The 20285-nt window shown below is 73.3% G+C and carries 16 protein-coding genes, 1 tRNA gene and 1 pseudogene; 13 read left to right on the plus strand and 5 right to left on the minus strand.

The features are described from left to right. Positions 1-10: 10 nt before the first annotated feature. Positions 11-346, minus strand: coding sequence for a hypothetical protein (locus ACZ6EM_RS12895; RefSeq protein WP_359897948.1), 336 nt, complete (start codon positions 344-346; stop codon positions 11-13). A gap of 131 nt (positions 347-477) precedes the next feature. Further along, positions 478-1572 (minus strand): hypothetical protein, encoded by a 1095-nt coding sequence (locus ACZ6EM_RS12900; RefSeq protein ID WP_465772359.1) that lies wholly within the window; start codon positions 1570-1572, stop codon positions 478-480. Positions 1573-1673: 101 nt separating this feature from the next. Here ACZ6EM_RS12900 and ACZ6EM_RS12905 point away from each other — a divergent pair. Then, positions 1674-2132 (plus strand): annotated as a pseudogene (locus ACZ6EM_RS12905) (RICIN domain-containing protein); the annotation flags it as partial. A 7-nt stretch (positions 2133-2139) separates the two neighbouring features. Here the strand turns inward: ACZ6EM_RS12905 and ACZ6EM_RS12910 are convergent. Both ACZ6EM_RS12910 and ACZ6EM_RS12915 read right to left on the minus strand, forming a co-directional pair. Further along, complete coding sequence (locus ACZ6EM_RS12910) at positions 2140-2835, minus strand: tyrosine-protein phosphatase (protein WP_380547001.1); 696 nt, start codon at positions 2833-2835, stop codon at positions 2140-2142. Between the two features lie 111 nt (positions 2836-2946). Then, the gene (locus ACZ6EM_RS12915; RefSeq protein ID WP_465772360.1) at positions 2947-3708 is read right to left on the minus strand and encodes an SDR family oxidoreductase; all 762 of its coding nucleotides are present in this window, start codon (positions 3706-3708) and stop codon (positions 2947-2949) included. Between the two features lie 125 nt (positions 3709-3833). On the opposite strand from ACZ6EM_RS12915, the gene ACZ6EM_RS12920 reads away from it, so the two are divergent. From ACZ6EM_RS12920 to ACZ6EM_RS12950, 7 genes are all read left to right on the plus strand, one after another. Further along, positions 3834-4631 carry a nucleotidyltransferase domain-containing protein gene (locus ACZ6EM_RS12920; RefSeq protein ID WP_380547004.1) on the plus strand — a complete coding sequence of 266 codons (798 nt, stop codon included), beginning with the start codon at positions 3834-3836 and terminating at the stop codon, positions 4629-4631. A 47-nt stretch (positions 4632-4678) separates the two neighbouring features. Next, positions 4679-4751, plus strand: a tRNA-Lys gene (locus tag ACZ6EM_RS12925). Between the two features lie 834 nt (positions 4752-5585). Further along, complete coding sequence (locus ACZ6EM_RS12930) at positions 5586-6944, plus strand: DUF6002 family protein (RefSeq protein ID WP_401044383.1); 1359 nt, start codon at positions 5586-5588, stop codon at positions 6942-6944. A 103-nt stretch (positions 6945-7047) separates the two neighbouring features. Then, a complete protein-coding gene (locus tag ACZ6EM_RS12935; protein WP_401044386.1) occupies positions 7048-8229 on the plus strand; it encodes a hypothetical protein in 1182 nt (393 codons plus the stop codon). Further along, the gene (locus ACZ6EM_RS12940; protein ID WP_465772361.1) at positions 8226-9560 is read left to right on the plus strand and encodes a hypothetical protein; all 1335 of its coding nucleotides are present in this window, start codon (positions 8226-8228) and stop codon (positions 9558-9560) included. The genes ACZ6EM_RS12935 and ACZ6EM_RS12940 overlap by 4 nt, the downstream gene beginning before the upstream one ends. 28 nt (positions 9561-9588) lie before the next feature. Further along, entirely contained in the window at positions 9589-10236 is a 648-nt protein-coding gene (locus ACZ6EM_RS12945; protein WP_380547010.1) for a methyltransferase, read from the plus strand. An 89-nt stretch (positions 10237-10325) separates the two neighbouring features. Further along, positions 10326-11273 carry an ATP-grasp domain-containing protein gene (locus ACZ6EM_RS12950; RefSeq protein WP_452180335.1) on the plus strand — a complete coding sequence of 316 codons (948 nt, stop codon included), beginning with the start codon at positions 10326-10328 and terminating at the stop codon, positions 11271-11273. Between the two features lie 89 nt (positions 11274-11362). Here the strand turns inward: ACZ6EM_RS12950 and ACZ6EM_RS12955 are convergent, their stop codons facing one another. Then, positions 11363-12889 carry an MFS transporter gene (locus ACZ6EM_RS12955; RefSeq protein ID WP_465772362.1) on the minus strand — a complete coding sequence of 509 codons (1527 nt, stop codon included), beginning with the start codon at positions 12887-12889 and terminating at the stop codon, positions 11363-11365. Positions 12890-13494: 605 nt separating this feature from the next. Here ACZ6EM_RS12955 and ACZ6EM_RS12960 point away from each other — a divergent pair. The 5 genes from ACZ6EM_RS12960 to ACZ6EM_RS12980 all read left to right on the plus strand — a co-directional run bounded on the left by ACZ6EM_RS12960 (position 13495) and on the right by ACZ6EM_RS12980 (position 20281). Then, positions 13495-15222 carry an LCP family protein gene (locus ACZ6EM_RS12960; protein ID WP_401055290.1) on the plus strand — a complete coding sequence of 576 codons (1728 nt, stop codon included), beginning with the start codon at positions 13495-13497 and terminating at the stop codon, positions 15220-15222. A 154-nt stretch (positions 15223-15376) separates the two neighbouring features. Next, positions 15377-15898 carry an SRPBCC family protein gene (locus ACZ6EM_RS12965; protein ID WP_465772363.1) on the plus strand — a complete coding sequence of 174 codons (522 nt, stop codon included), beginning with the start codon at positions 15377-15379 and terminating at the stop codon, positions 15896-15898. Between the two features lie 216 nt (positions 15899-16114). Then, the gene (locus tag ACZ6EM_RS12970) at positions 16115-16915 is read left to right on the plus strand and encodes a VOC family protein (RefSeq protein WP_401049881.1); all 801 of its coding nucleotides are present in this window, start codon (positions 16115-16117) and stop codon (positions 16913-16915) included. Between the two features lie 137 nt (positions 16916-17052). After that, positions 17053-17802 carry an HAD family hydrolase gene (locus ACZ6EM_RS12975; protein ID WP_465772364.1) on the plus strand — a complete coding sequence of 250 codons (750 nt, stop codon included), beginning with the start codon at positions 17053-17055 and terminating at the stop codon, positions 17800-17802. Between the two features lie 73 nt (positions 17803-17875). Beyond that, complete coding sequence (locus ACZ6EM_RS12980; protein ID WP_401049886.1) at positions 17876-20281, plus strand: glycoside hydrolase family 65 protein; 2406 nt, start codon at positions 17876-17878, stop codon at positions 20279-20281. Positions 20282-20285: the final 4 nt, after the last annotated feature.

The raw sequence follows: 20285 nt of genomic DNA on the forward strand, positions 1-20285 counted from the left end.
CGGTGGTCGGCTACTTCCGGCGGGCGGCGAGCGCCGTGGCGGCCGTGGAGGCCGCCGCGACCACACCGGTGACGGCGAAGACGGACGGCCAGGCGCCGATCCGCTTCGCCAGTGGGTGCGAGCCGCCGAAGGCCGCCACGTACAGGCCGGTCAGCGCCGCCGCGGTGCCCGCACCCGCGCTGCGGCGCCACTGCGCGGCGGCCCCGGCACCGGCCACCGCCAGCACCGCGCCGCCCAGTTCGCGCCGGCCGCTCCACCGGGCGACGCCGTAACCGCCGACCAGACCGCTCGCCGCGGTCAGCGCGGCGGGTGCGGCGGCCGTGAACACGTTCGGGACCTTCGCCATCGTCGACTCCACTCGTGGGGGGCTGTGTCGTTTTCCGACCATAACCCGGTGAACGAGCGGGGCCGCCGGGGCCTCCCGCCGGAGCGCCGGCAGCGCCGGCAGCGCCGTCCACCGGAGCGCCGCCGGGCCTCCTACCGGAACGCCTCCGCGGGCGTCTGCCCCGGCACCGTGGCGGCCAGCCGGCGGGCGGCCTCCGCCGGGTCGAGCACCCGCTCCAGCCGCAGGTCGCCCGGGGCCTCCTGGATGAACCGTCCGGCCGACCAGCTCCGCTCGTACGGCAGCGGCTCCAGCACCAGGGTGCGCACGCCGTCCACCACCGGGATGTCGCTCGGCGTCCCCTCGTTCCACACCCAGGAGCCGTCCGGGGCGACCAGGTTGAAGGCGCCGGTGGCGACCACCCGGCGGCCGTCCAGGAACGCCGTCCGGGCCAGTGCCACCACCTCCCGGTCCTGCGGGGTGCCGGGCAGGTGGCCGCCGCCGATCAGCACGTCGGCGAGCAGGGTGTGCAGCTGGAAGGTGTCGCTCAGGCCGCTCATCCGCAGCAGGTAGCCGGTGCCGGTGGGGCGGTCGAGCACCAGCAGCGGCTCGTCGTCCAGCATCAGCGCCAGGTGGACCAGGCCCTTGAAGTCGTGCTGCTCGCCCTGGTAGCGGTCGAACAGCTCCAGGATCACCTCGGTCACGCCCGAGGCGCGGGCCTCGGCCCGGACCTCCGGGTGCGCGTACACCGCCCAGGCCGCCTGCTGCCACAGGTGCAGCGTCCACCAGGCGACCACGGCCAGGTGGGCGTGCCACTCGTCCAGGTGCGCCGGGTCGGCGATCCGCTCGTGCGCCTCGGCCGGATCGTCCTCCTCCGCGCCGGGCAGCGGGCCACCGCCGGTGGAGACCCAGCGCCGCACCAGCAGCTGCGCGCCGGTCAGCGCCCCGCGCAGTCCGGCCAGCACCGGGCCGGAGCAGGCGACCGGGTCGGCGCCGTGCTCCACGCAGGCGCCCACCACCATGGCCAGGTGCGCCCGGGGGAACGGCGGGGCGTCCGGCAGCAGGGCGGCCAGCCGGGGACCGGCAGCTGCCTGCTCCGCCGGGTCGGCCGTGCCGAACAGCCCGCCGACCAGCCCGAGGGCGGGCCCGAACCGCTCGTCGTCCCCGGCCGCGACCACGGCCTCCAGGGCGGCCACGGCTTCGGAGAAGGTGGACTGTTGACGGTGCGACGGTATCTGCTCGGTGGACATTCGCCGCAGCATAGGGGGCGGAGCCGGTCCGGCGGAAACTCCTCCGCGCCCCGGCCCGCCCGGGCCGTACGCGGGCCCCTGTCGGTGCCCGGTGGCAGACTTCGACCGTGACGGACTCCGAGATCACCGACGGCAACTACCTGGTCCGCAACGTCGGGAGCGGCCTGCTGCTGCAGGTCGCCGACGCCTCCCGGCGCAGCGGTGCCCGGATCGTCCTCGGCGCGGACGACGGCAGTGACGCCCAGCTCTGGCGCCTCGCCGCCGTCCACCCGGGCGGCGCGCTGTTCCACATCGAGAACGCCGGCAGCGGCAAGCGCCTGGACGTCACCGGCGCCTCGACGGACGACGGCGTCCGGATCCAGCAGTGGTCGGCCAACGCCTTCGGTGCCCAGGAGTGGCTGCTGGAGGCCCACGTGGACGCCCCGGGCACCTACACGGTCACCAGTTTCATCAGCGGCAAGCCCCTGACGGCGGGTGACGCCCCGGAGGCCGACGTCCACCAGAGCGAGGACGTCGACGCCCCGGCCCAGTGGTGGCGCTTCGAGCGCCGGGAGGGCTGAAGGCCCGTCAGTCCGCGAGGTTGGCGCGGGCGGCGTCGAGTTCGGCGTCCGTCGTGCCGTGGTGGCGGAGGTAGTCGGGGATCGTGCCGTGGTGGTCGTGGATCCAGGCCAGGGAGGAGACCAGGAGCTCGGCGTCGACCGGGCGGGAGAGGCGCTCGGTGCCGGTCTCGTCGAGGTACGGGGTGGGGCCCTTGTCGAGGCCGAGGCCGATGTTGGAGAGCAGGAAGTCGGCGGTGATCTCGGCCTCGGAGGCGCCCAGCAGGGACTGGAGGACGGCGATGGTGAGCCCGGTGCGGTCCTTGCCGACGGCGCAGTGGACGACGGCGGCCAGCGCGTCCGGAGCGGCGAGGCGGCGGACGACGGCGGCGAGCGAAGGGCCGGCCGTCGAGGCCATGAAGGGGTAGAGGGCGGCCTGGTCCTCGGGCCAGGGCCGGTCGGCGTCCTCGGGGTGCGGGGGAAGGGTCGGCAGACCGAGGGTCTCGTGGTCGAGGCAGTGCCGCTGGTCCGGCCAGGCCTCCAGCTCGTACGCGCTGCGCAGGTCGAAGACCGTCCGCAGGCCGAGGGCCTTGAGCCGCCGGGCGCCCTCCTCGGTGAGGGTGTGGAAGGACCCGGAGCGGTACAGCACGCCCCGGCGGAGGGCGCCGATCCCGCCCGCGTCACGGAAGTTGCGCACACCGGGGATGTCGATGAAGGCGTCGGTCATGGCCACCACGGTACGGGCGGGCGCGGGCGGGAGGAAGGAGGAGTGCGACGTCGGCGGCCCGGCGGGAGGACACCGTCCGAAACCGGCCCCCGCCGGTGGGCGACCGGCTGCTCAGCGCCCGCCCGAGACCTCCAGGAACGCCCCGGTGGTGTACGAGGCCGCCGGGGAGAGCAGGAAGAGGATCGCCTCGGCGACCTCCTCCGGCTGCCCGCCGCGCCCCATCGGCAGGCCGGGCGCGACCCGGTCGACCCGGCCGGGCTCGCCGCCGAGCGCGTGGATGTCGGTGTGGATCAGCCCCGGCCGCACCGCGTTGACCCGGATGCCCTCGGCGGCGACCTCCAGGGCGAGGCCGCGGGTCATCGAGTCCACCGCGCCCTTGGCGGCCGCGTAGTCGACGTACTCGTTCGGCGAGCCGATCCGGGAGGCGGCCGAGCCGACGTTGACGATGGCGCCGCCCCGCCCGCCGTGCCGGGTGGACATCCGGCGGACGGCCTGGGCCGCGCACAGGAACGGGCCGGTGATGTTGGCGGCCCAGATCCGGGTCAGCCGGTCCTCGTCGATCTCCTCCAGCCGGCACTGCTTCTCCAGCGTGCCGGCGTTGTTCACCAGCCCGGTGAGCGGGCCGAGCTCGTCGTCCACGGTGGTGAACAGCCGCTCCACCTCGGCGGTGCGGGTGACGTCGGCGCGGACCGCGAGGGCGGTGCCGCCGCCGGCCCGGATGGCGTCCACCACGGCGGTCGCCGAGGCCTCGTCCGTACGGTAGTTGACGCAGACCCGGTAGCCGCGGTGGGCGGCCAGCAGGGCGGTGGCGGCTCCGATGCCGCGGCCGGCGCCGGTGACGATCAGGACCTCGTCGGTGGGAGTGGTCGACATGGACCGAACGCTACCCGGCGGCCGGGCGGCCCGGACCGGAATTCGCTCGCCCGGCGCGGCCCGCTCGGCGAGGATGCCCGGACGAGGATGTGGTGCCCGCCCGTCCGTCCGAGAGGAGTCCGCCGATGTCCACCACGACCGCCGTTCCCGGCGTCGCCTCTGTTCCCGGCGTCGCCTCCGTTCCCGGCACGGTGCTGCTCTCGGGCATCGTCGGCTCCACCGCGTACGGCTTCGCCCACGCCGGCTCCGACCTCGACCGGCTGGGCCTGTTCGCCACCCCCACCGAGGAGTTGCACGGCCTGCACCGCCCGGCCGAGTCCCACGTCACCACCGCGCCCGACGTCACCCTGCACGAGGCCGCCAAGTGGTGCCGACTGGCGCTGGGTTGCAACCCGACCGCCTCCGAACTGGTCTGGCTGCCGGACGAGCTGTACGAGGTCCGCACCCCGCTCGGCGACGAACTGGTCGGCCTGCGCGCGGCCTTCCTCAGCGCTCCGGCCGTGCGGAAGGCCTACCTCGGCTACGCCGACCAGCAGTTCCGCAAGCTGTTGACCCGCGACACCGCCGACCCGGCCGCCCGCCGCCGGGCCGCCAAGCACGCCCGGCACCTGGTCCGGCTGGTCGAGCAGGCCGTCCGCCTGCACGAGACCGGCCGCAACCTGATCCGGCTGCCCGACCCCGAACGCATCCGCGAACTCGGCGAACGCATCGCCGACCGCCCCGCCCTCGCGGAGGGTCTGCTCGCCGACGCCGCCGACCGGCTGGCCGGCCGCGGTGTCCTGCCCACCGCCCCCGACCAGCGCCCCGTCGAGGCCTGGCTCCGCCGGGTCCGCGCCGTTCACTACACCCCGCCTCAAGTCCCGCTCCACGAGCCCGGCACGCCCGCGCAATCCACTGGCGGAGCCCTGGGCCCCACCGGGTAGGATCGCCGTGGTCCTTCCGCCCGGGCATCCGGGCGAGCTGGGGCCGCGGGCCACTAGCTCAATTGGCAGAGCTGCGGACTTTTAATCCGTAGGTTCAGGGTTCGAGCCCCTGGTGGCCCACGTGGTCGAGGCGAGTCCGGGCGTCCTCCCTTCGGGGAGGGCGCCCTTCGTCGTGATCGGCACGGTATCGGCGCGGTGCAGGGCGGGGCGCCGCGGGCGACGTGTCATCCGGCGGGGCCGCGGCGGGAGTTCCGTCGTTCGGCGACCCGGCGGAGGCGGTGCTCGGCGGCTCCGGCGGCCGGGTCCCGAAGGGCCGGGCCGGATCATCGGCGAGGTCGTCGCGGAAAGGAGTCCACAGGACAGTTCGTGTCCATGCGGACCATGAATTCTCGGACATCCGGACGAACAGCCCCCAAGGTGCGGCAATTTCACCCGGGCTGTCCGGCTCCCTGAATCCCTTGCGCCAGGTGAGGTCCGGATCGGAGGAAATTGCTCCACAGATGGTCGTTTGTCCCGCAAGAGGGGTGAACGGGGGGCAATGTCGTAGCGAAATGGACGCGATGTAACCTGCGTCACACCGAAGGGTCGTTGACCGGGGACGGTCAATGAATCAATACTCTCGACAAGCAGCTGCCGTATCACCCGTCCGCACAAAATTTCACCGAATCATCCGGGGTTGAGAGGTTTCGCGGACGCGAAGGCTCAACGGGTGGGGTCGAGCCGGCGGAGGAGTCCGACCCGCTCTCGGTCCTGGAATTCGCCGGGTTCCGCGCGGTGCCCGGGGGCCGCGATCGGCATGGTGTGTCGATGTTGTGTGCACTGGGTTTGTCTTTCGTCATGACCAGGGTCGCGGCCCACTTTCTCGGTTTCCCTGACGGCCGTCACCGACCTGCGCGAGCACGACCGTGCAGGCGCGCGGGCGGATTCGATCTCCGGTGGAAAGAGGCAGGAAAAGTGATTCTCGACAACGCTCTCGTCCGGTACTACGAAGAGATCCGTTCAGTCCTGCGGGACCTCCTGGGCGGCCCGGAGAAGGCCGACGCCGAAGGTTTCACGCCGGGCGTCGAACTGCCCGAACTCACCGAGGCCATGCGCGAGTACCTCGCGGTCTCCGGCCTCGGCCACGAGGCCATGCCGTCGTACCGGGGCCGGAACCTCGCGCTGCTCGACCTCACGCGCAACCCGGCCACCATGACGACCAAGACCTTCGCCTCGCTGGTCATCGTGGCCAGGGCGGTCCGCTTCGTCCAGGACACCGGCCGGCGGGTCACCATCGTCACGCCCTCCTCCGCCAACAAGGCCATCGCCATGCGCGACGCGGTGCTCCGGGCCGTCCGGACCGGTCTGGTGGACGCCGACCGGCTCAACGTCATCACGGTGGTCCCCGAGGGGGCGGTGGCCAAGCTGCGCAGCTCCGAGCTGTTCACCGACCCCGGGCTGCGGGCGCGCAACCCGATCGCGGTGTACGGGGGCGAGGATCCCGGCACCGTGAAGGCCATCGCCCTCGGGCTGGTCGACGAACACCGGAGCGCTCTGGAGAAGGAGTGCGAGACCAACCTCTGGTACACCCTCCAGCTGGAGAACTACCTGGCGGCGGACGTGGTCAGGGCGCTGGCCGAGGCCGACCTGTTCCCCTCGGCGCCCGGCGAGGCCCGGCTGCACGTGCACTCGGTCTCCAGCGCCTACGGGCTGCTCGGCCACGCCCACGGCCGCAGCCGGCTCCCCGCGGACGTCCGCTCCCGGACCCTGCCGCCGCACTACTTCCTGGTACAGCACCTGGGCGCTCCCGACATGGTGCTCAGCCTGTACAACGAGGGCTCCACCGACACCGGGAACCTCCCGGCGTACTCCTACGACGCGGGGACGGGACTGTTCACGCAGAGCGCCGACCCGCGGTACCCCGCGCAGACCTTCGATCCGCGGGAGACCCTCGACCCGACCTTCTACACCCGCAACCCGCCCACCTCGCCCCGGATGAACGAACTCATCCGCACCCAGGGCGGCGGCGGCATCGTCGTCTCGCTCGCGGAGTGCCTCGGCCGCTACGGGCAGGTGCGCTCGCTGCTCGGGGAGGCCGGCGTGCGGCTGCCCGCGAACCCCACCGCGCTGCGCGAGTGGTCCCTGGTGATGGCGATGACGGGCCTGCTCAACGCCGTCGACCGGGGGCTGGTGCCCGAGACCGACATCCTCGTGCACGGCTCCGGCAGCTACTCGGCGACGGACTACGGCCACCTCACCGTCCGGGACCTGCACCCGGTGAGCACCGCCGAGGACCTGCGGCGCGTGGTGCTGGACGCCACGCCCTCCGCCTGACCGCTCGCGCGGGGCCCCGCTCCGCGACCACACCGCTCCGCGACCGCACCGTTCGCCGCCGCCGCCCCGCTCGCCACCGACGACCCGCCGAGGTGATAGCCCCGTGGTCCCTGCCGTCCCGCCCCCGCGCGCCACGCCGCACCAGCGGCTGCGCATGCACACCGGTTACCACTGGCGCAACAGCGGCAACCGGGTCCTGACCACCGCACGGACCGCCTGGGACACCCGGGACGGGGCCGGCTTCCCGGCCGTCCGCTCGGAGGCCGGGGGACTGTCGGTGAGCTACGCGGGCCTCGCCGAAGGCCTCGCGTACACCCTGGAGTTCACCGAGCTCCGACGCGACGCCGACGTCCACGGCGTCCGGCGCCGGACCGGCCGGCTCACCGGAGCCGCCCTCCGGGACCCCGCCCGGCTGCCCGACGCGGACATCGTCATCGTCGGTACGAGCGCCGAGCGGGCCCGCGCGCTGCCGCGCGAGGCCTCCCTCATCGTGCCGATGCGGGTGCACTTCGTGATCGACTTCGACGCGGACCCCGACACCGTCCGGCAGCGCATCTCCAAGCGCGAGCGCCAGCAGTTCAAGCACGACCTGCGCGACCACGCCTGGACCTGGGGGCTCAGCCGCGACCCGGCGTGGTTCGACCACTTCTACGACCGGCTCTACCGCCCCACCATGTTCCAGCGCCACGGGGACCGGGAGCGCACCGAGACCAAGGACGTCTCCTACGAGTGCCTCTTCCGCGGCGGCCGGATGTTCGTCCTGCGGCAGGACGGCGAACCGATCGGCGGAGCGCTCTGCCACTGGGACCGGGCATCGGGGACGATGACCCTGCGCCTGCTGGGCGTGGTCGACGGCGCGCGGGAGCACTACGACAGCGGCGCCTTCAAGGCGATCTACCACTTCCTCATCGACTGGTGCGCCCGCCACGGCGTGCGCCGCCTCGACTTCCAGGGCACCGAACCCTTCGTCAGCAAGGGCACCTACCAGTGGAAGCGGCGGTTCGGCACCAGCGTGCTGCCGCCGCCCAACCACTTCGGCGCCAAGCGGCTCTGGCTGCAGGTCCGCGCCGACACGCCGGAGGTGCGGGACTACCTGGTCGCCAATCCGGTCCTGGCCGAGAGGGCGGACGGGACCCTGGAGGCGGTCTACTTCCGCGACGCGCGGCGCGCCCCCCGGCTCGACTACTCCGCCAAGTCCCCGGGAGTGGCGGGGGTGCGCGAGGTGGACCTCGACGAATTCCTCGCCGGCGCGGCGCGCGGGCCCGCCGGAAGGGCCCGCAGATGACCGCCCCGTGGTACGGCACCGCACCGCCGCCGCTCGACAACCGGCTCGAACTGCCCGCCGTCCAGCGGGAACTGGCCCGGGTGGAGGACGGCGAGTACGCGCGGGTGGTGCCGGTCGCGTCGTCCCTACGGCCCGTCATGCTGCCGCGTTCCTCCTACGACGAGCTGTTCACCGCCACCGCGGACCTGCTGGCGCTGCTGCGCCGCACGCTGCTGGAGCGCGCTCCGACGGCGGCCGGCCGGATCGCCGCGCTCGGTGCCGACGAGCGGATGTACCCCCTCGTCATGGACGGCCCGGCCGAGGAGGACTACGCCACCTGCATCGCCCGGCCCGACGTCATGGTGGGCGCCTCCGGCCCCAAATTCCTGGAGTTCAACATCGGCTCCGGCATCGGCGGGGTGGTGGACACGGCACTGCACACCGCCGCGTGGGTGGCGGCGTTCGGCGGCCCGGAGCGGATGCCCTTCGACGCGGTCGATCCGCTCGCGGTGCGCGACGAGCTCTTCGTGCGCGCCGTCCGGGCCCTGGGCGTCGAGCCCGCGGTCGCGATCGTCGGCACGCTCCGGGACTTCGGCGGTCCCCCCAGCCGCTACTTCGAGATCCAGGAGGAGTCGCTGCGCCGCCGCGGCCTGGCGGCCGAGACGTTCGAGCCGGAGGACCTGCTCGACGGACTCGGGCTGCCGGGAGAACCCCGCTACCGGCTCGGACTGCGCCACTTCACGATCCTCGAATGGCTCGGCCACGGCATCGACCTCGGGCCGGTGCGGACGGCCCTGGACGCCGGCGTGCGGTTGATCGCGAGCCAGACCGCGTACCTGATCGCCAACAAGAAGGTGCTCGGCTGGGTGTCCGAGGGGCGGCCGTGGATGACGGACCGGGACCGGCGGACCGTCGAGCGCTACCTGCCGTGGACCCGCGTGGTCGGGGACCGGCCCGTCGAGCGGCACGGCCGGACCGTGCCGCTCCCGGAACTGCTCCTGGAGCGCCAGGAGGAGTTCGTGCTGAAGCCCGCCGTCGGGATGAGCGGGCAGCGGGTCCTGGTGGGCCGTTCGTGCCCGCCGCGGGCCTGGCGGGCGGCGGTGACCGCGGCCGCCGCGGCGCGGGACCACATCGTCCAGGAGTGGGTGGAACCCGTGCCGTACCGGATGGAGTTCGCCGGTCCGGACGGATCCGGCAGCCACCAGGCCGAGGTGGTGCCGGTCTTCAGCCCCTTCCTGTTCGACGGGCGGGCCGCCGGCTGCATGGTGCGCTACCTCCCGCCCGACCGGGACGGCGTGGTCAGCATCCACGGCCACGGAGCCCTGTCGAACGTGGCGTTCGCGCTCCGCTGACCCCCGCGACTCTCCCCAGGAGGACGACATGACGACCTACTCGCGTGCCGACTACGGCCCGGTGTCCGTGTCCTACACGGCCGAACTCGACGGCGGCGGCAACACCTTCGGCCGGGCGTACGAGCCGTTCGTCCGGTCCCGGTTCGGCCGGGTCGGATCGGTCTTCGAGTGGTGCGCCGGCCCCGGGTTCATCGGTTTCTCCCTGCTGGCGGCCGGCCTGTGCGATTCGGTCGACCTGGGCGACGTGAACCCCGCCGCCGGGGACGCGGTCGAGCGGACCATCGCCGAGAACGGTCTGCGCGGCCGCGCCCGCTTCCACCTCTCCGACGGCTTCGACGACGTGCCGGCGGACCTCCGCTGGGACCTGATGGTCGGCAACCCGCCGCACGTCAACCAGGACGCGGCCGCCTCGGACTACCAGCGTTCCCACTCGCCGCTGATCTGGAAGGACACCGACTGGGCCATCCACGGTGCCTTCTACGACGCGGCGGCCGAGCGGCTGCGGCCCGGCGGCTCGGTCCTCATCCAGGAGAACCACCGGTTCTCCGCCCCGGAGGACTTCACGGAGATGGTCGGGAAGGCCGGCCTGGAGGTCGTCGGCGCCTTCGGATGCGGCGAGGGCCGCGAGGACTACTACTTCCTCTGGTCCCGGCTGCCCGAGTCCCGGACGTCCTGAGGCCCCCGCTCCGGGCACCCGTTCCACGCCGACCACCGGACACCACAGCGCGAGGAGAGCGCATCATGCCGCGTCCCATGATGAATCCCGTGATCACCTGGATCTACCAGTCCGAGGACCTCGACCCCGCGGGGGTCGAGGCGTTCGAACGGGGCATCACCCGGCGCTACTCGGCGCTCTCCCGGCCCCGCGGCCTCGACTTCCGGGTGATCAGCGCCACCGAACTGGTGCCGTCCTGCGTGGGTGGCAGGCCGGTCCTGCGCCACGGCGACGAGGACCTGCTGGAGCGGCGGCAGTGCTTCATCGTCGAGGACATGGCCACCGACCCGCAGGGCCTCCAGGCGCTGCGGGCCGTCTACCGCACCATCGAGGCGAGCGACTCCGTCCTGCTCAACCGCTCGTACACCGGCCCCGACTACCTGGAGCGCGACAAACTCGCGCAGCTCCAGCACGCCGCCGGCCTGGGCATCCGGACCGCGGACACCGTCGCCGTGCCGCCCGGCAGGTACGCCCGGCGGGTGCTCGGGGAGGTGCGGCGCGGGCTCGGCGACGGCCCCTACATCGTCAAGCCCCGTGAACTGACCGGCGGTTACGGCGTGCTGCGGGTCGACTCCGAGCAGCAGCTCGGCGCGGTGATCGACCTCGTCGCCCAGGCCGTCGGCGGGTACCTGGTGCAGCCGCTGATCCCGCACTCCGGCGACATGCGCGTCTTCATGGCCGACGGTGAGGTCGTCTCCTCGCTGACCCGCCGCCCCCGCCCCGGCGGCTACCTGGCGAGCGTCAGCCAGGGCGGGTCCGTGGAGGTGAACCGGGACCACGACCAGGTCGCGGACCAGTGCGCCCGCATCGCCCGCGACCTGCGGGCCGAGTGGATCTGCGTGGACTGGCTGATGACGGACTCCGGTCCGGTCCTCAACGAGTGGAGCACCGCTCACGGCGGCTTCACGGTGATGCCCGAGCCGGAACTCGGCAGGGTCGCCGACGCCTTCTTCGGCTGGATAGGCCGACGCTTCGAGGGGAAGCCGCCCGGCCGCTGAGCCCGGGACGGTCCGGTCCGCGGGCCCGTGCCGCAGCCGCCCGACAGAGCGGGCGCGGTACGGGCCCTGCCCGTCGTTCGGACCGGCTCTCAGGCCCGGGTGGCCGGGCCGAACGCCCGGCGCAGCCGGACCGTCCAGACGATCGCGGCCGCGAGCGCGATCGAGGCCACCGCCGTGGCCATCCCGGCCTGGATGCCGACGGAGACGGTGATGCTGCTGGCCACCAGTGCGCCGAGCGGGACGCCCAGGCCCGAGGACAGCATCCGGCGGGTGGTGTTGACGCGGCCCTGGAGCTCGGGCGGCGTCACCTCCTGGGAGTAGGTCATCGTGTTCACCAGGACGACGAGGTACGCCGTTCCCCACACGGCCAGGGCCACCAGCGCGACCAGCCAGTTGGAGGTGAGGACGACGACGAGGCCGAGCAGCGCCCCGACCGGCAGCACGCCGAGGAGCAGCGGGAAGGCCTCGAAGCGCCGCCGCAGCCGGGGCAGCAGCAGGGAGCCGCCGATGCCGCCGGCGCTCCAGGCCATGTAGAGCAGGCCGATCCGTCCGTCGGAGCCGTGGATGCCCAGCGCGCGGTCGGCGAAGACGACCAGCTGGCCGACGATGGCGCCGCCGGAGAACGACTGGAGGGTGCCGACCACGGTCATGATCCGCAGCGTGGGGTGGCCCGCCAGGAACCGCAGCCCCTGGCCTATGGATTCCTTGAAGCCCGGTCGCTCGGTGCCCGGGGTGGCGGTCCGCGGCGCGACGTTGACGACCGCCCTGATGAACAGCGCCGACACGGCGAAGCTCAGGGCGTCGAGGGCGAGCGTGCCGGCCGGGCGGAACAGCGCGATGAGGCCGCCCGCCACGGCGTTGCCGACGATCCGGACGACGGTCTCCGCCCCGTAGAGGGCGCTGTTGGCCTGGGTCAGGCCCTCCTTCCCGACGATGTCGGGGACGAAGCCGTAGACGCCCGCGTCGAAGAACAGGGCGAGGCCGGCGGACAGGAACGCCACCAGCATGACGTGCCATGCCGTCAGCGCCCCCAGGGCCCAGGCCAGGGGCACGGTGGCGAGGCAGAGGGCGTTGAGCCAGTCGGTGGCGATCATCAGGGTGCGGCGGTCCACGCGGTCCGCGACGGCGCCCGCGATCAGGCCGAAGGCCAGGTAGGGCAGCGTTCCGGCGGCCGCGACCAGGGAGACCAGCAGCGGCGACCCGCTCTCCTGGAAGACCAGGACGGGGAGCGCCACGGTGGTGATGGCGGACCCGAGGCCGGAAACGGCGCGGGAGAGCCAGAAGTTGCGGAACCCCTCGATGCGGCGGAGGGGGATCGCCTGCGCGGTTGACATCTCGTGATCGGTTTCCGTTCCTTCGGTGGCGGTGGCGGTGGCGGTGGCGGTGGCGGTGGCGGTGGCGGTGGCGGTGGCGGTGGCGGTGACGGTGACGGTGGCGGTGGCGGTGGCGGTGACGGTGAGTGGTGCTGGTGGCGGCGTGGTGCGGCCCGGGCGGCGGGTGATCTCCTCGCGCCGGACCTGGATCTGACGGTTCGACAGTCCACGCCGGGCGTCGTCGGTCCGGTGTGCCGCGATGCCGCCTCGGTGGGGCGGGCGGCCGAGAAAAACGGTCGACACCCGGAACCGGGCCGGTGGCCGGGCGGGTGTCGACCGGAGCCGAGGGGGGTCTTCGCGGGGCCCGGGAGGGCGGGTCGTGCGGGCCGGGCCGTTCGTTGTCGGCGGACGCGGGGGGTGCCGGCACTCGGGCGGGCCGACGGTGACGTCTCCACAGCGCGGTGTCTCGGGCGGCCGGTTCGGAAATCACGAAACATTCGGCACTGTAACAGTTCGTTGCGCTCATGACACCCGGGTGCGGCCCGTCGCGGATCTCCACGCGGCGCGGGCCGCGGGAGAGTGCGGCGAGCTCCGGAGCGGCCGGGGGACGGGACGTCGCGCAGTGGCGTGAGTCACGCTGGAGCCGGGCGATTTCGGCTGTTCTGTCTGGATGTTGCCCGTTGATTGGTGGGATTGCTCCGGGCCGGAGGTCGGTGATCGTGTCGGGCCTAAATATGATCGGAAGCCACGATCGTCGGTTAGTGGTGACGGTCGTATGTGCAACCTGGGAACGGTCCGGACCGTCTCTCTGTGTGCGGTGCGCCGGATCGTCAGGGGCGTCGCTTCCGTCGGTGAAAGGTACGCGCATGTCAGGTCGGAGGGGCGAGAGCCCGGCTCGGGGAGAAGGCGTGCCCGCGACGGAAGACGCCGCGGGATCCGTGCCCTCCCCGCGTGCCGGCGGCCGGGCGGAGGCCCGTCGCGCCGCCCAGGGCAAGGGCGGACGCGGCGGTGGCGGCGGCGGGAAAGCGGAGGCCGCGTCGGCGGGTGGTGGCCGGGCCGCCGCCCGCAAGAGTGCCAAGCCCAAGAAGAACGTGAAGAAGATCGTCGCCTGGTCGACGGCGGGCGTGCTGGTGGTCATCGCCGGCGTCGGCGGCGCGATCTACCTCAAGCTGAACGCCAACATCAAGTCCTTCGACGGCGACGCGATAGCCCGCAACCGTCCCCCGGAGGCGAAGGCCGACGCGGACGGCAACAAGCCGGTCAACATCCTGCTGATCGGTTCGGACAGCCGCGGCAAGAACAACGCGGACCTCGGCGGCGGCGAGGACGGCGGCGCCCGTTCGGACACCACGATCCTGTTGCACGTCTACGCCGATCACAAGCACGCCGTGGGGATCTCGATACCGCGCAACGCCAAGGTCGAGCTGCCGTCCTGCAAGCTGCCCAACGGCAAGTGGACCAAGGGCGGCAACACCGACCTGTTCAACGCCGCGTTCTCGATGGGCGGCAGCGACGACGGCAACCCGGCCTGCACCCAGAACACGGTGGAGAAGCTCACCGGCATCCGCGTCGACCACACCCTCGTGGTCGACTTCAACGGCTTCGCCTCGATGACCTCGGCCGTCAACGGCGTGGACATCTGTCTGCCGAAGCCGATCTACGAGGGTGACATCAACCCCAAGCTGAAGAAGAAGGGCGACCTCGTCCTTCCGCAGGGCAAGCAGACCGTGGAGGGCCAGAAGGCGCTCGACTACGTCCGGCTGCGGCACGGCATCGGCGACGGCTCGGACATCGGCCGGATGAAGCGCCAGCAGGCGTTCCTCGGATCGCTCGCCAGCAAGATCAAGAAGGACGGGATGAACCCCACCACCCTTCTGCCGCTGGCCGACGCCGCGACCAAGTCCCTGGTCGTCGACCCCGGCCTGGACTCCGCCGACAAGCTGCTCTCCTTCGGCCTGTCGCTGAAGAACATCGACATGCACGACCTCAAGTTCGTGACGGTTCCGTGGCGTTACCGCACCCAGGACCAGGACCTCGACCTGGTCCAGGCGGACGCCAACAAGCTCTGGGAGACCCTCAAGGCCGACCAGACCATCGACGGCCAGAACGCCACCGGCCAGCAGCCGGACGCCCCGGCCGACGGCACCAGCCCGGCCCCGCAGCAGCCCGCACCGCCCACCACCCCGGCCGCCCCGGCCGCGGACACCGCCAACTCGGCGATCAGGGTGGCGGTCTACAACGGAACGAGCGTCAACGGCCTGGCCGGCAAGGCGACCGAGCAGTTGAAGGGCGCCAAGTTCGCCGCCAGCACGGCGGGCCAGGCGGCGAGCACCAAGTACAGGACCACCACGATCGAGTACGGATCCGGGCAGAAGGCGAACGCCGAGAAGGTCGCCGCGCTGTTCCCGGGCGCCGGCCTGGAGCCCAGCAGCGCCCGGGGCATCTCGGTGATCGCCGGCCAGGATTTCGCCGCCGCGATGGGGATGGCCACCGGTGCCCCGGCCGGCGGCGGCGCGACGGCCGCCACCCCGGGCGTCCCGGCGCCCCCGCAGCCGCTGCCGACCACCATCACCAACGACGCTCGTTCCGCGGACGACGACATCTGCGCGAACACCAGCTACGGCAGCGGCGGCTGACCGCACCCACCGGATACCACGGGGACGACCCCCGGGCCGGCGTCCTCCGGGGCGCGCGGGCCCGGGGGTCGTGCCATGGTGGGCCTGGGGCCGTACGTCCCGGGGCCGAACGCCCCCGGGCGGGGATCCAGCGGTCACCGCGAAAGGCGGACCCATGCCCGAGATCGCCCTCCAGTTCGACATCGCCGCGCCCCGGGCCGTGGTGCTCGCCGCGCTCACCACGCACGACGGGCTGACCTCCTGGTGGACCACCGGCGTGGACCGGGACGGCGACGTCCTGCTGTTCGACTTCCCCGACGTCCCCGAGCCGTTCCGGCTGCGGGTGGAGCGGACCGACCCGGACCGGGTGGTGTGGACCAACGCCGGGTCCTTCCCGCCGCACTGGGCCGGCACCTGGATCAGCTGGGAACTGGCCGAGCTGCCCGCGGCCCCCGGCGTCCCCGCGGCCCCCGACCGGTCGGCGGCCCCCGAGGCCCCCGCCGCCCCGGACCGGCCCGCCGCGTCCGGGCGCACCCGGCTGCTGTTCCGGCACGGCGGCTGGCAGCCGGGCAGCGAGGAGGGCGTCCCGGCGGTGGCCGGCACCTGGGCCGAACTGCTGGTCCGGCTCAAGGACTACGCGCAGAGCGGCAAGGTGCAGCCCTACTTCGTCACCGCGCACCGCCACGACGCCCCGTGAGCACTCCGTGAGCACCCCGTGGGCGCCCGGTGACGGCCCGGCGGCCGGTCGCCCGCCAGGGCGCCGTCCGGTGGCGGGATCGCGGCGGCGGGCCGATGGTGGCGGTGTACCGCCGTCGTCCGGGCCGGGCCGAACCCCCACCCGGCCCGGCCCGGACGACGGCCCGACCGTCCCGACCACCACAGCCGGCCACCACCGCCTCCGGGAGGCCCAGCAATGCCCGTAGTCACCGATCCGTACATGCCCGGCACCCCGTGCTGGGTCGACCTGATGGCGAGCGACCAGCAGGCCGCGCTCGACTTCTACCGCGACCTGTTCGGCTGGCAGGGCGAGGTCGGCCCGGCCGAATTCGGCGGCTACGCCGTGTGCCTGCTCAACGGCCGGCCGGTCGCCGGGATCATGGCGCAGATGGCGCCCGAGGGCCAGCCGGTGCCGCCCGTCGCCTGGACCACCTACCTCGCCTCGGACGACGCCGACGCGGCCCGGACCTCCATCACGGAGGCCGGCGGCACCGTCCTGTACGACCCGATGGACGTCGGCACGATCGGGCGGATGCTGGTCGCCGCCGACCCGACCGGCGCGGTGTTCGGGGTCTGGCAGGCGATGGACTTCATCGGCGCCGGCGTGGTCAACGAGCCCGGCGCGCTGGTCTGGAACGAGCTCAACACCGCCGACACCGGGACGGCCGGCAGCTTCTACCAGCCGGCCCTCGGGCTGCGCCCGGCCACCATCCAGGGCATGGACGGCTACTTCTCGCTCAACGTCGGCGACCGCACGGTGGGCGGCATGCAGGCGATGCCCGGCTACCTGGCGCCCGGCACGCCCTCGCACTGGATGACCTACTTCTCGGTGGACAGCGCCGACTCCACGGTGGACGCCCTGGTCAAGGCAGGCGGCTCGGTGATCCAGCCGGCCTTCGACATGCAGTCCGGCCGGATGGCGGTGGTCCAGGACCCGCAGGGCGCGGTCTTCGCGGTCGTCGAGTCGCCCGAGGCGCAGATGCCCGACTCGCCGTAACCTCGTCCGGTCCCGTCCGGTCCCGTCCCGTCCGGTCCCGTTCCGGCGGCCCGGCCGGGCCGCCGGAAGCCGCCCTTCCCGCGACGCGCCGCCGGGAAATGGGCGGCTTCCCCTCGATCCCGGGTAAGACTGCACCCATGCTGGGGCTACCGGACGACATCCGTGCTTTCCTCTTCGACCTCGACGGGGTGCTCACCCAGACCGCGAAGGTGCACGCCGCGGCCTGGAAGGACACCTTCGACGCCTTCCTGCGCGCCGAAGCCGCCCGCACCGGCGGGCAGTTCGTCCCCTTCGACGCCGTCACCGACTACGACACCTACGTGGACGGCCGCCCGCGCCTGGACGGCACCCGCGCGTTCCTGCTCGGCCGGGGCATCGAACTGCCCGAGGGCACCCCGGAGGACCCGCCCAACTCCCGTACCGTGCAAGGGGTCAGCCGGGCCAAGAACGACACCGTGCTGCGGTTGATCCGGGAGCGGGGCGTCCAGCCGTACCAGGGCTCGGTGGACTACGTGCACCGGCTGCGCGCGGCCGGGCTGCCCAGCGCCGTGGTCTCCTCCAGCGCCAACTGCCGCGACGTGCTGCGGGCGGCCGGGATCGAGGAGCTGTTCGAGGTGATCGTGGACGGCAACGTCGCCAAGGCTGAGGGCCTGCCCGGCAAGCCCGCCCCCGACACCTACCTGTACGCCGCCCGCGCCCTCGGCGTCGAACCCGCCCGCGCCGCGGTCTTCGAGGACGCGCTCGCCGGGGTCGCCTCCGGCCGGGCCGGCGGCTTCGGCGCGGTGGTCGGGGTGGACCGCACCGGCCAGGCCGCCGAACTGCGCCGGGACGGCGCGACCGTGGTCGTCCAGGACCTCTCCGAGCTCCTGGGGGAGGGGGGCGCGTGAGCGAGCGCGGCGAGCGAATCATCGAGAGGCGCGTGTGGGCGAACGCCCCTGCCGAGCGCGGCGAGGGGGGCGCATGAGTCCCGGGGACAACTTCGCGATCGACCCCTGGCAGATCACCGAACAGGGCCTCGACCTGGGCTCGTTGGCCCGCGCCGAGTCCGTCTTCGCGCTGTCCAACGGGCACATCGGCCTGCGCGCCAACCTGGACGAGGGCGAGCCGCACGGCCTGCCCGGCACGTATCTCAACGGTGTCTTCGAGCTGCGCCCGCTGCCGTACGGCGAGGGCGGCTACGGCTACCCGGAGTCCAGCCAGAGCGTCATCAACGTGACCAACGGCAAGATCATCCGGCTGCTGGTGGACGACGAGCCCTTCGATCTGCGCTACGGCGAACTCGTCAGCCACAAGCGCTGGTTGGACTTCCGCGAGGGCCTGCTGCACCGCGAGGCCGAGTGGACCTCCCCGGCCGGGCGGACGATCAGGGTGCGCTCCTCCCGGCTGGTCTCGCTCACCCAGCGCGCGATCGCCGCCGTCGAGTACAGCGTCGAGGCGGTGGACGGCCCGGTGCGGATCGTGCTCCAGTCCGAGCTGGTCGCCAACGAGCAGCTGCCCGGCGGCCCCGAGGGCGACCCGCGGGCCGCCGCCGTGATGGAGGCGCCGTTGCAGCCCGAGGCGCACCACGCCAGCGCCACCAAGGCCGTCCTGGTGCACCGCACCCGCTACAGCGGCATCCGGGTCGCGGCCGGGATGGACCACATCATCGAGGGCCCGGAGAAGTCCGACACCGTCGCCGAGTCCGAGGCCGACCACTGCCGGATCAGCGCCACCACCGTGCTCAAGGCCGGCCAGCGGCTGCGGCTGACCAAGTTCATCGCCTACGGCTGGTCCGGCACCCGCTCGCTGCCCGCCGTCCGGGACCAGGTGGAGGCCGCGCTGACCGCCGCCCGCTACACCGGCTGGGACGGGCTGGTCGCCGAACAGGCCGCGTTCCTCAGGGAGTTCTGGGAGACCAGCGACATCGCGATCGAGGGCGACGTCGAGCTCCAGCAGGCCGTCCGGTTCGCCGTCTTCCACGTCCTGCAGGCGGGCGCCCGCAGCGAGGAGCGGGCCATCCCCGCCAAGGGCCTGACCGGGCCCGGCTACGACGGGCACAGCTTCTGGGACACCGAGACCTTCGTCCTGCCGGTGCTCACCTACTGCCTGCCCGCCGCCGTCAACCAGGCCCTGCGCTGGCGGCACACCACCCTGCCGCTGGCCCGCGAGCGGGCCGTCCAACTCGGCCTGTCCGGCGCGGTGTTCCCGTGGCGGACGATCCGCGGCGAGGAGTGCTCCGGGTACTGGCCGGCCGGCACCGCGGCCTTCCACATCGGCGCCGACATCGCCGCCGCCGTCGCCCGCTACGTCCGGGCCACCGGCGACGCCGAGTTCGAGCGCGAGTACGGGCTCGAACTGCTCGTCGAGACCGCCCGGATGTGGCGCTCGCTCGGCCACCACGACGTGTCCGGGAGGTTCCGCATCGAGGGCGTCACCGGCCCCGACGAGTACAGCGCCGTCGCGGACAACAACGTCTTCACCAACCTGATGGCGCAGAGCAACCTGCGGGCCGCCGCCGAGGCCGCCGTCCGCCACCCGCACGAGGCCTCGCTGCTCGGCGTGGACACCGAGGAGACCGCCGCCTGGCGCGACGCGGCCGCCGCGATGTACATCCCGTACGACGAGGACCTCGGCGTCCACCCGCAGGCCGACGGCTTCACCCACCACCAGGTCTGGGACTTCGAGCGGACCCCGCCGGAGAAGTACCCGCTGCTGCTGCACTTCCCGTACTTCGACCTGTACCGCAAGCAGGTGGTCAAGCAGGCCGACCTGGTGCTCGCCATGCAGGTCCGCGGCGACGCCTTCACCGACGAGCAGAAGGCCCGCAACTTCGCCTACTACGAGCGGCTGACCGTCCGGGACTCCTCGCTCTCCGCCTGCACCCAGGCGGTCATCGCCGCCGAGGTCGGCCAGCTCGACCTCGCCTACGACTACACGGCCGAGGCGGCGCTGATGGACCTGCACGACCTCGGCGGCAACACCCGGGACGGCCTGCACATGGCCTCGCTCGCCGGGGCCTGCATCGCCCTGGTGGCCGGCTTCGGCGGGCTGCGCGACCACAGCGAGACGCTCTCGTTCCGGCCGCGGCTGCCGTCCGGGCTGATGCGGCTGAGCTTCTCGCTGCTGGTGCGCGGGCACCTGCTCGGCGTCGAGATCACCCATGAGCGCACGACGTACACGCTGCGCCGCGGCGAGGTCCTCCACCTGCGGCACGACGGCGAGGCGGTGCAGGTCGAGTCCGGTTCCCCGGTCACCCTGGCGACCACCGTCCCGCCCGCGCAGGAGCGGGTCGCCCAGCCCCCGGGCCGCGAACCCGGCCGCCGCCAGCCCCAGGCCGGCCTCGCGGCCGGCAAGCTCGGTCAGCAGGACCACCTGGCGGCCGAGTAGCCCG

Source organism: Kitasatospora sp. NPDC041917, assembly GCF_055589745.1.

What these genes read in the sequence shown, in the direction of transcription:
- ACZ6EM_RS12940 (WP_465772361.1), top strand. Translation starts at nt 8,226, where the DNA reads ATGACCGCCCCGTGGTACGGCACCGCACCGCCGCCGCTCGACAACCGG.
- ACZ6EM_RS12970 (WP_401049881.1), top strand. Translation starts at nt 16,115, where the DNA reads ATGCCCGTAGTCACCGATCCGTACATGCCCGGCACCCCGTGCTGGGTC.
- ACZ6EM_RS12920 (WP_380547004.1), top strand. Translation starts at nt 3,834, where the DNA reads ATGTCCACCACGACCGCCGTTCCCGGCGTCGCCTCTGTTCCCGGCGTC.
- ACZ6EM_RS12965 (WP_465772363.1), top strand. Translation starts at nt 15,377, where the DNA reads ATGCCCGAGATCGCCCTCCAGTTCGACATCGCCGCGCCCCGGGCCGTG.
- ACZ6EM_RS12975 (WP_465772364.1), top strand. Translation starts at nt 17,053, where the DNA reads ATGCTGGGGCTACCGGACGACATCCGTGCTTTCCTCTTCGACCTCGAC.
- ACZ6EM_RS12980 (WP_401049886.1), top strand. Translation starts at nt 17,876, where the DNA reads ATGAGTCCCGGGGACAACTTCGCGATCGACCCCTGGCAGATCACCGAA.
- ACZ6EM_RS12915 (WP_465772360.1), bottom strand. Translation starts at nt 3,708, where the DNA reads ATGTCGACCACTCCCACCGACGAGGTCCTGATCGTCACCGGCGCCGGC.
- ACZ6EM_RS12945 (WP_380547010.1), top strand. Translation starts at nt 9,589, where the DNA reads ATGACGACCTACTCGCGTGCCGACTACGGCCCGGTGTCCGTGTCCTAC.
- ACZ6EM_RS12895 (WP_359897948.1), bottom strand. Translation starts at nt 346, where the DNA reads ATGGCGAAGGTCCCGAACGTGTTCACGGCCGCCGCACCCGCCGCGCTG.
- ACZ6EM_RS12910 (WP_380547001.1), bottom strand. Translation starts at nt 2,835, where the DNA reads ATGACCGACGCCTTCATCGACATCCCCGGTGTGCGCAACTTCCGTGAC.
- ACZ6EM_RS12900 (WP_465772359.1), bottom strand. Translation starts at nt 1,572, where the DNA reads ATGTCCACCGAGCAGATACCGTCGCACCGTCAACAGTCCACCTTCTCC.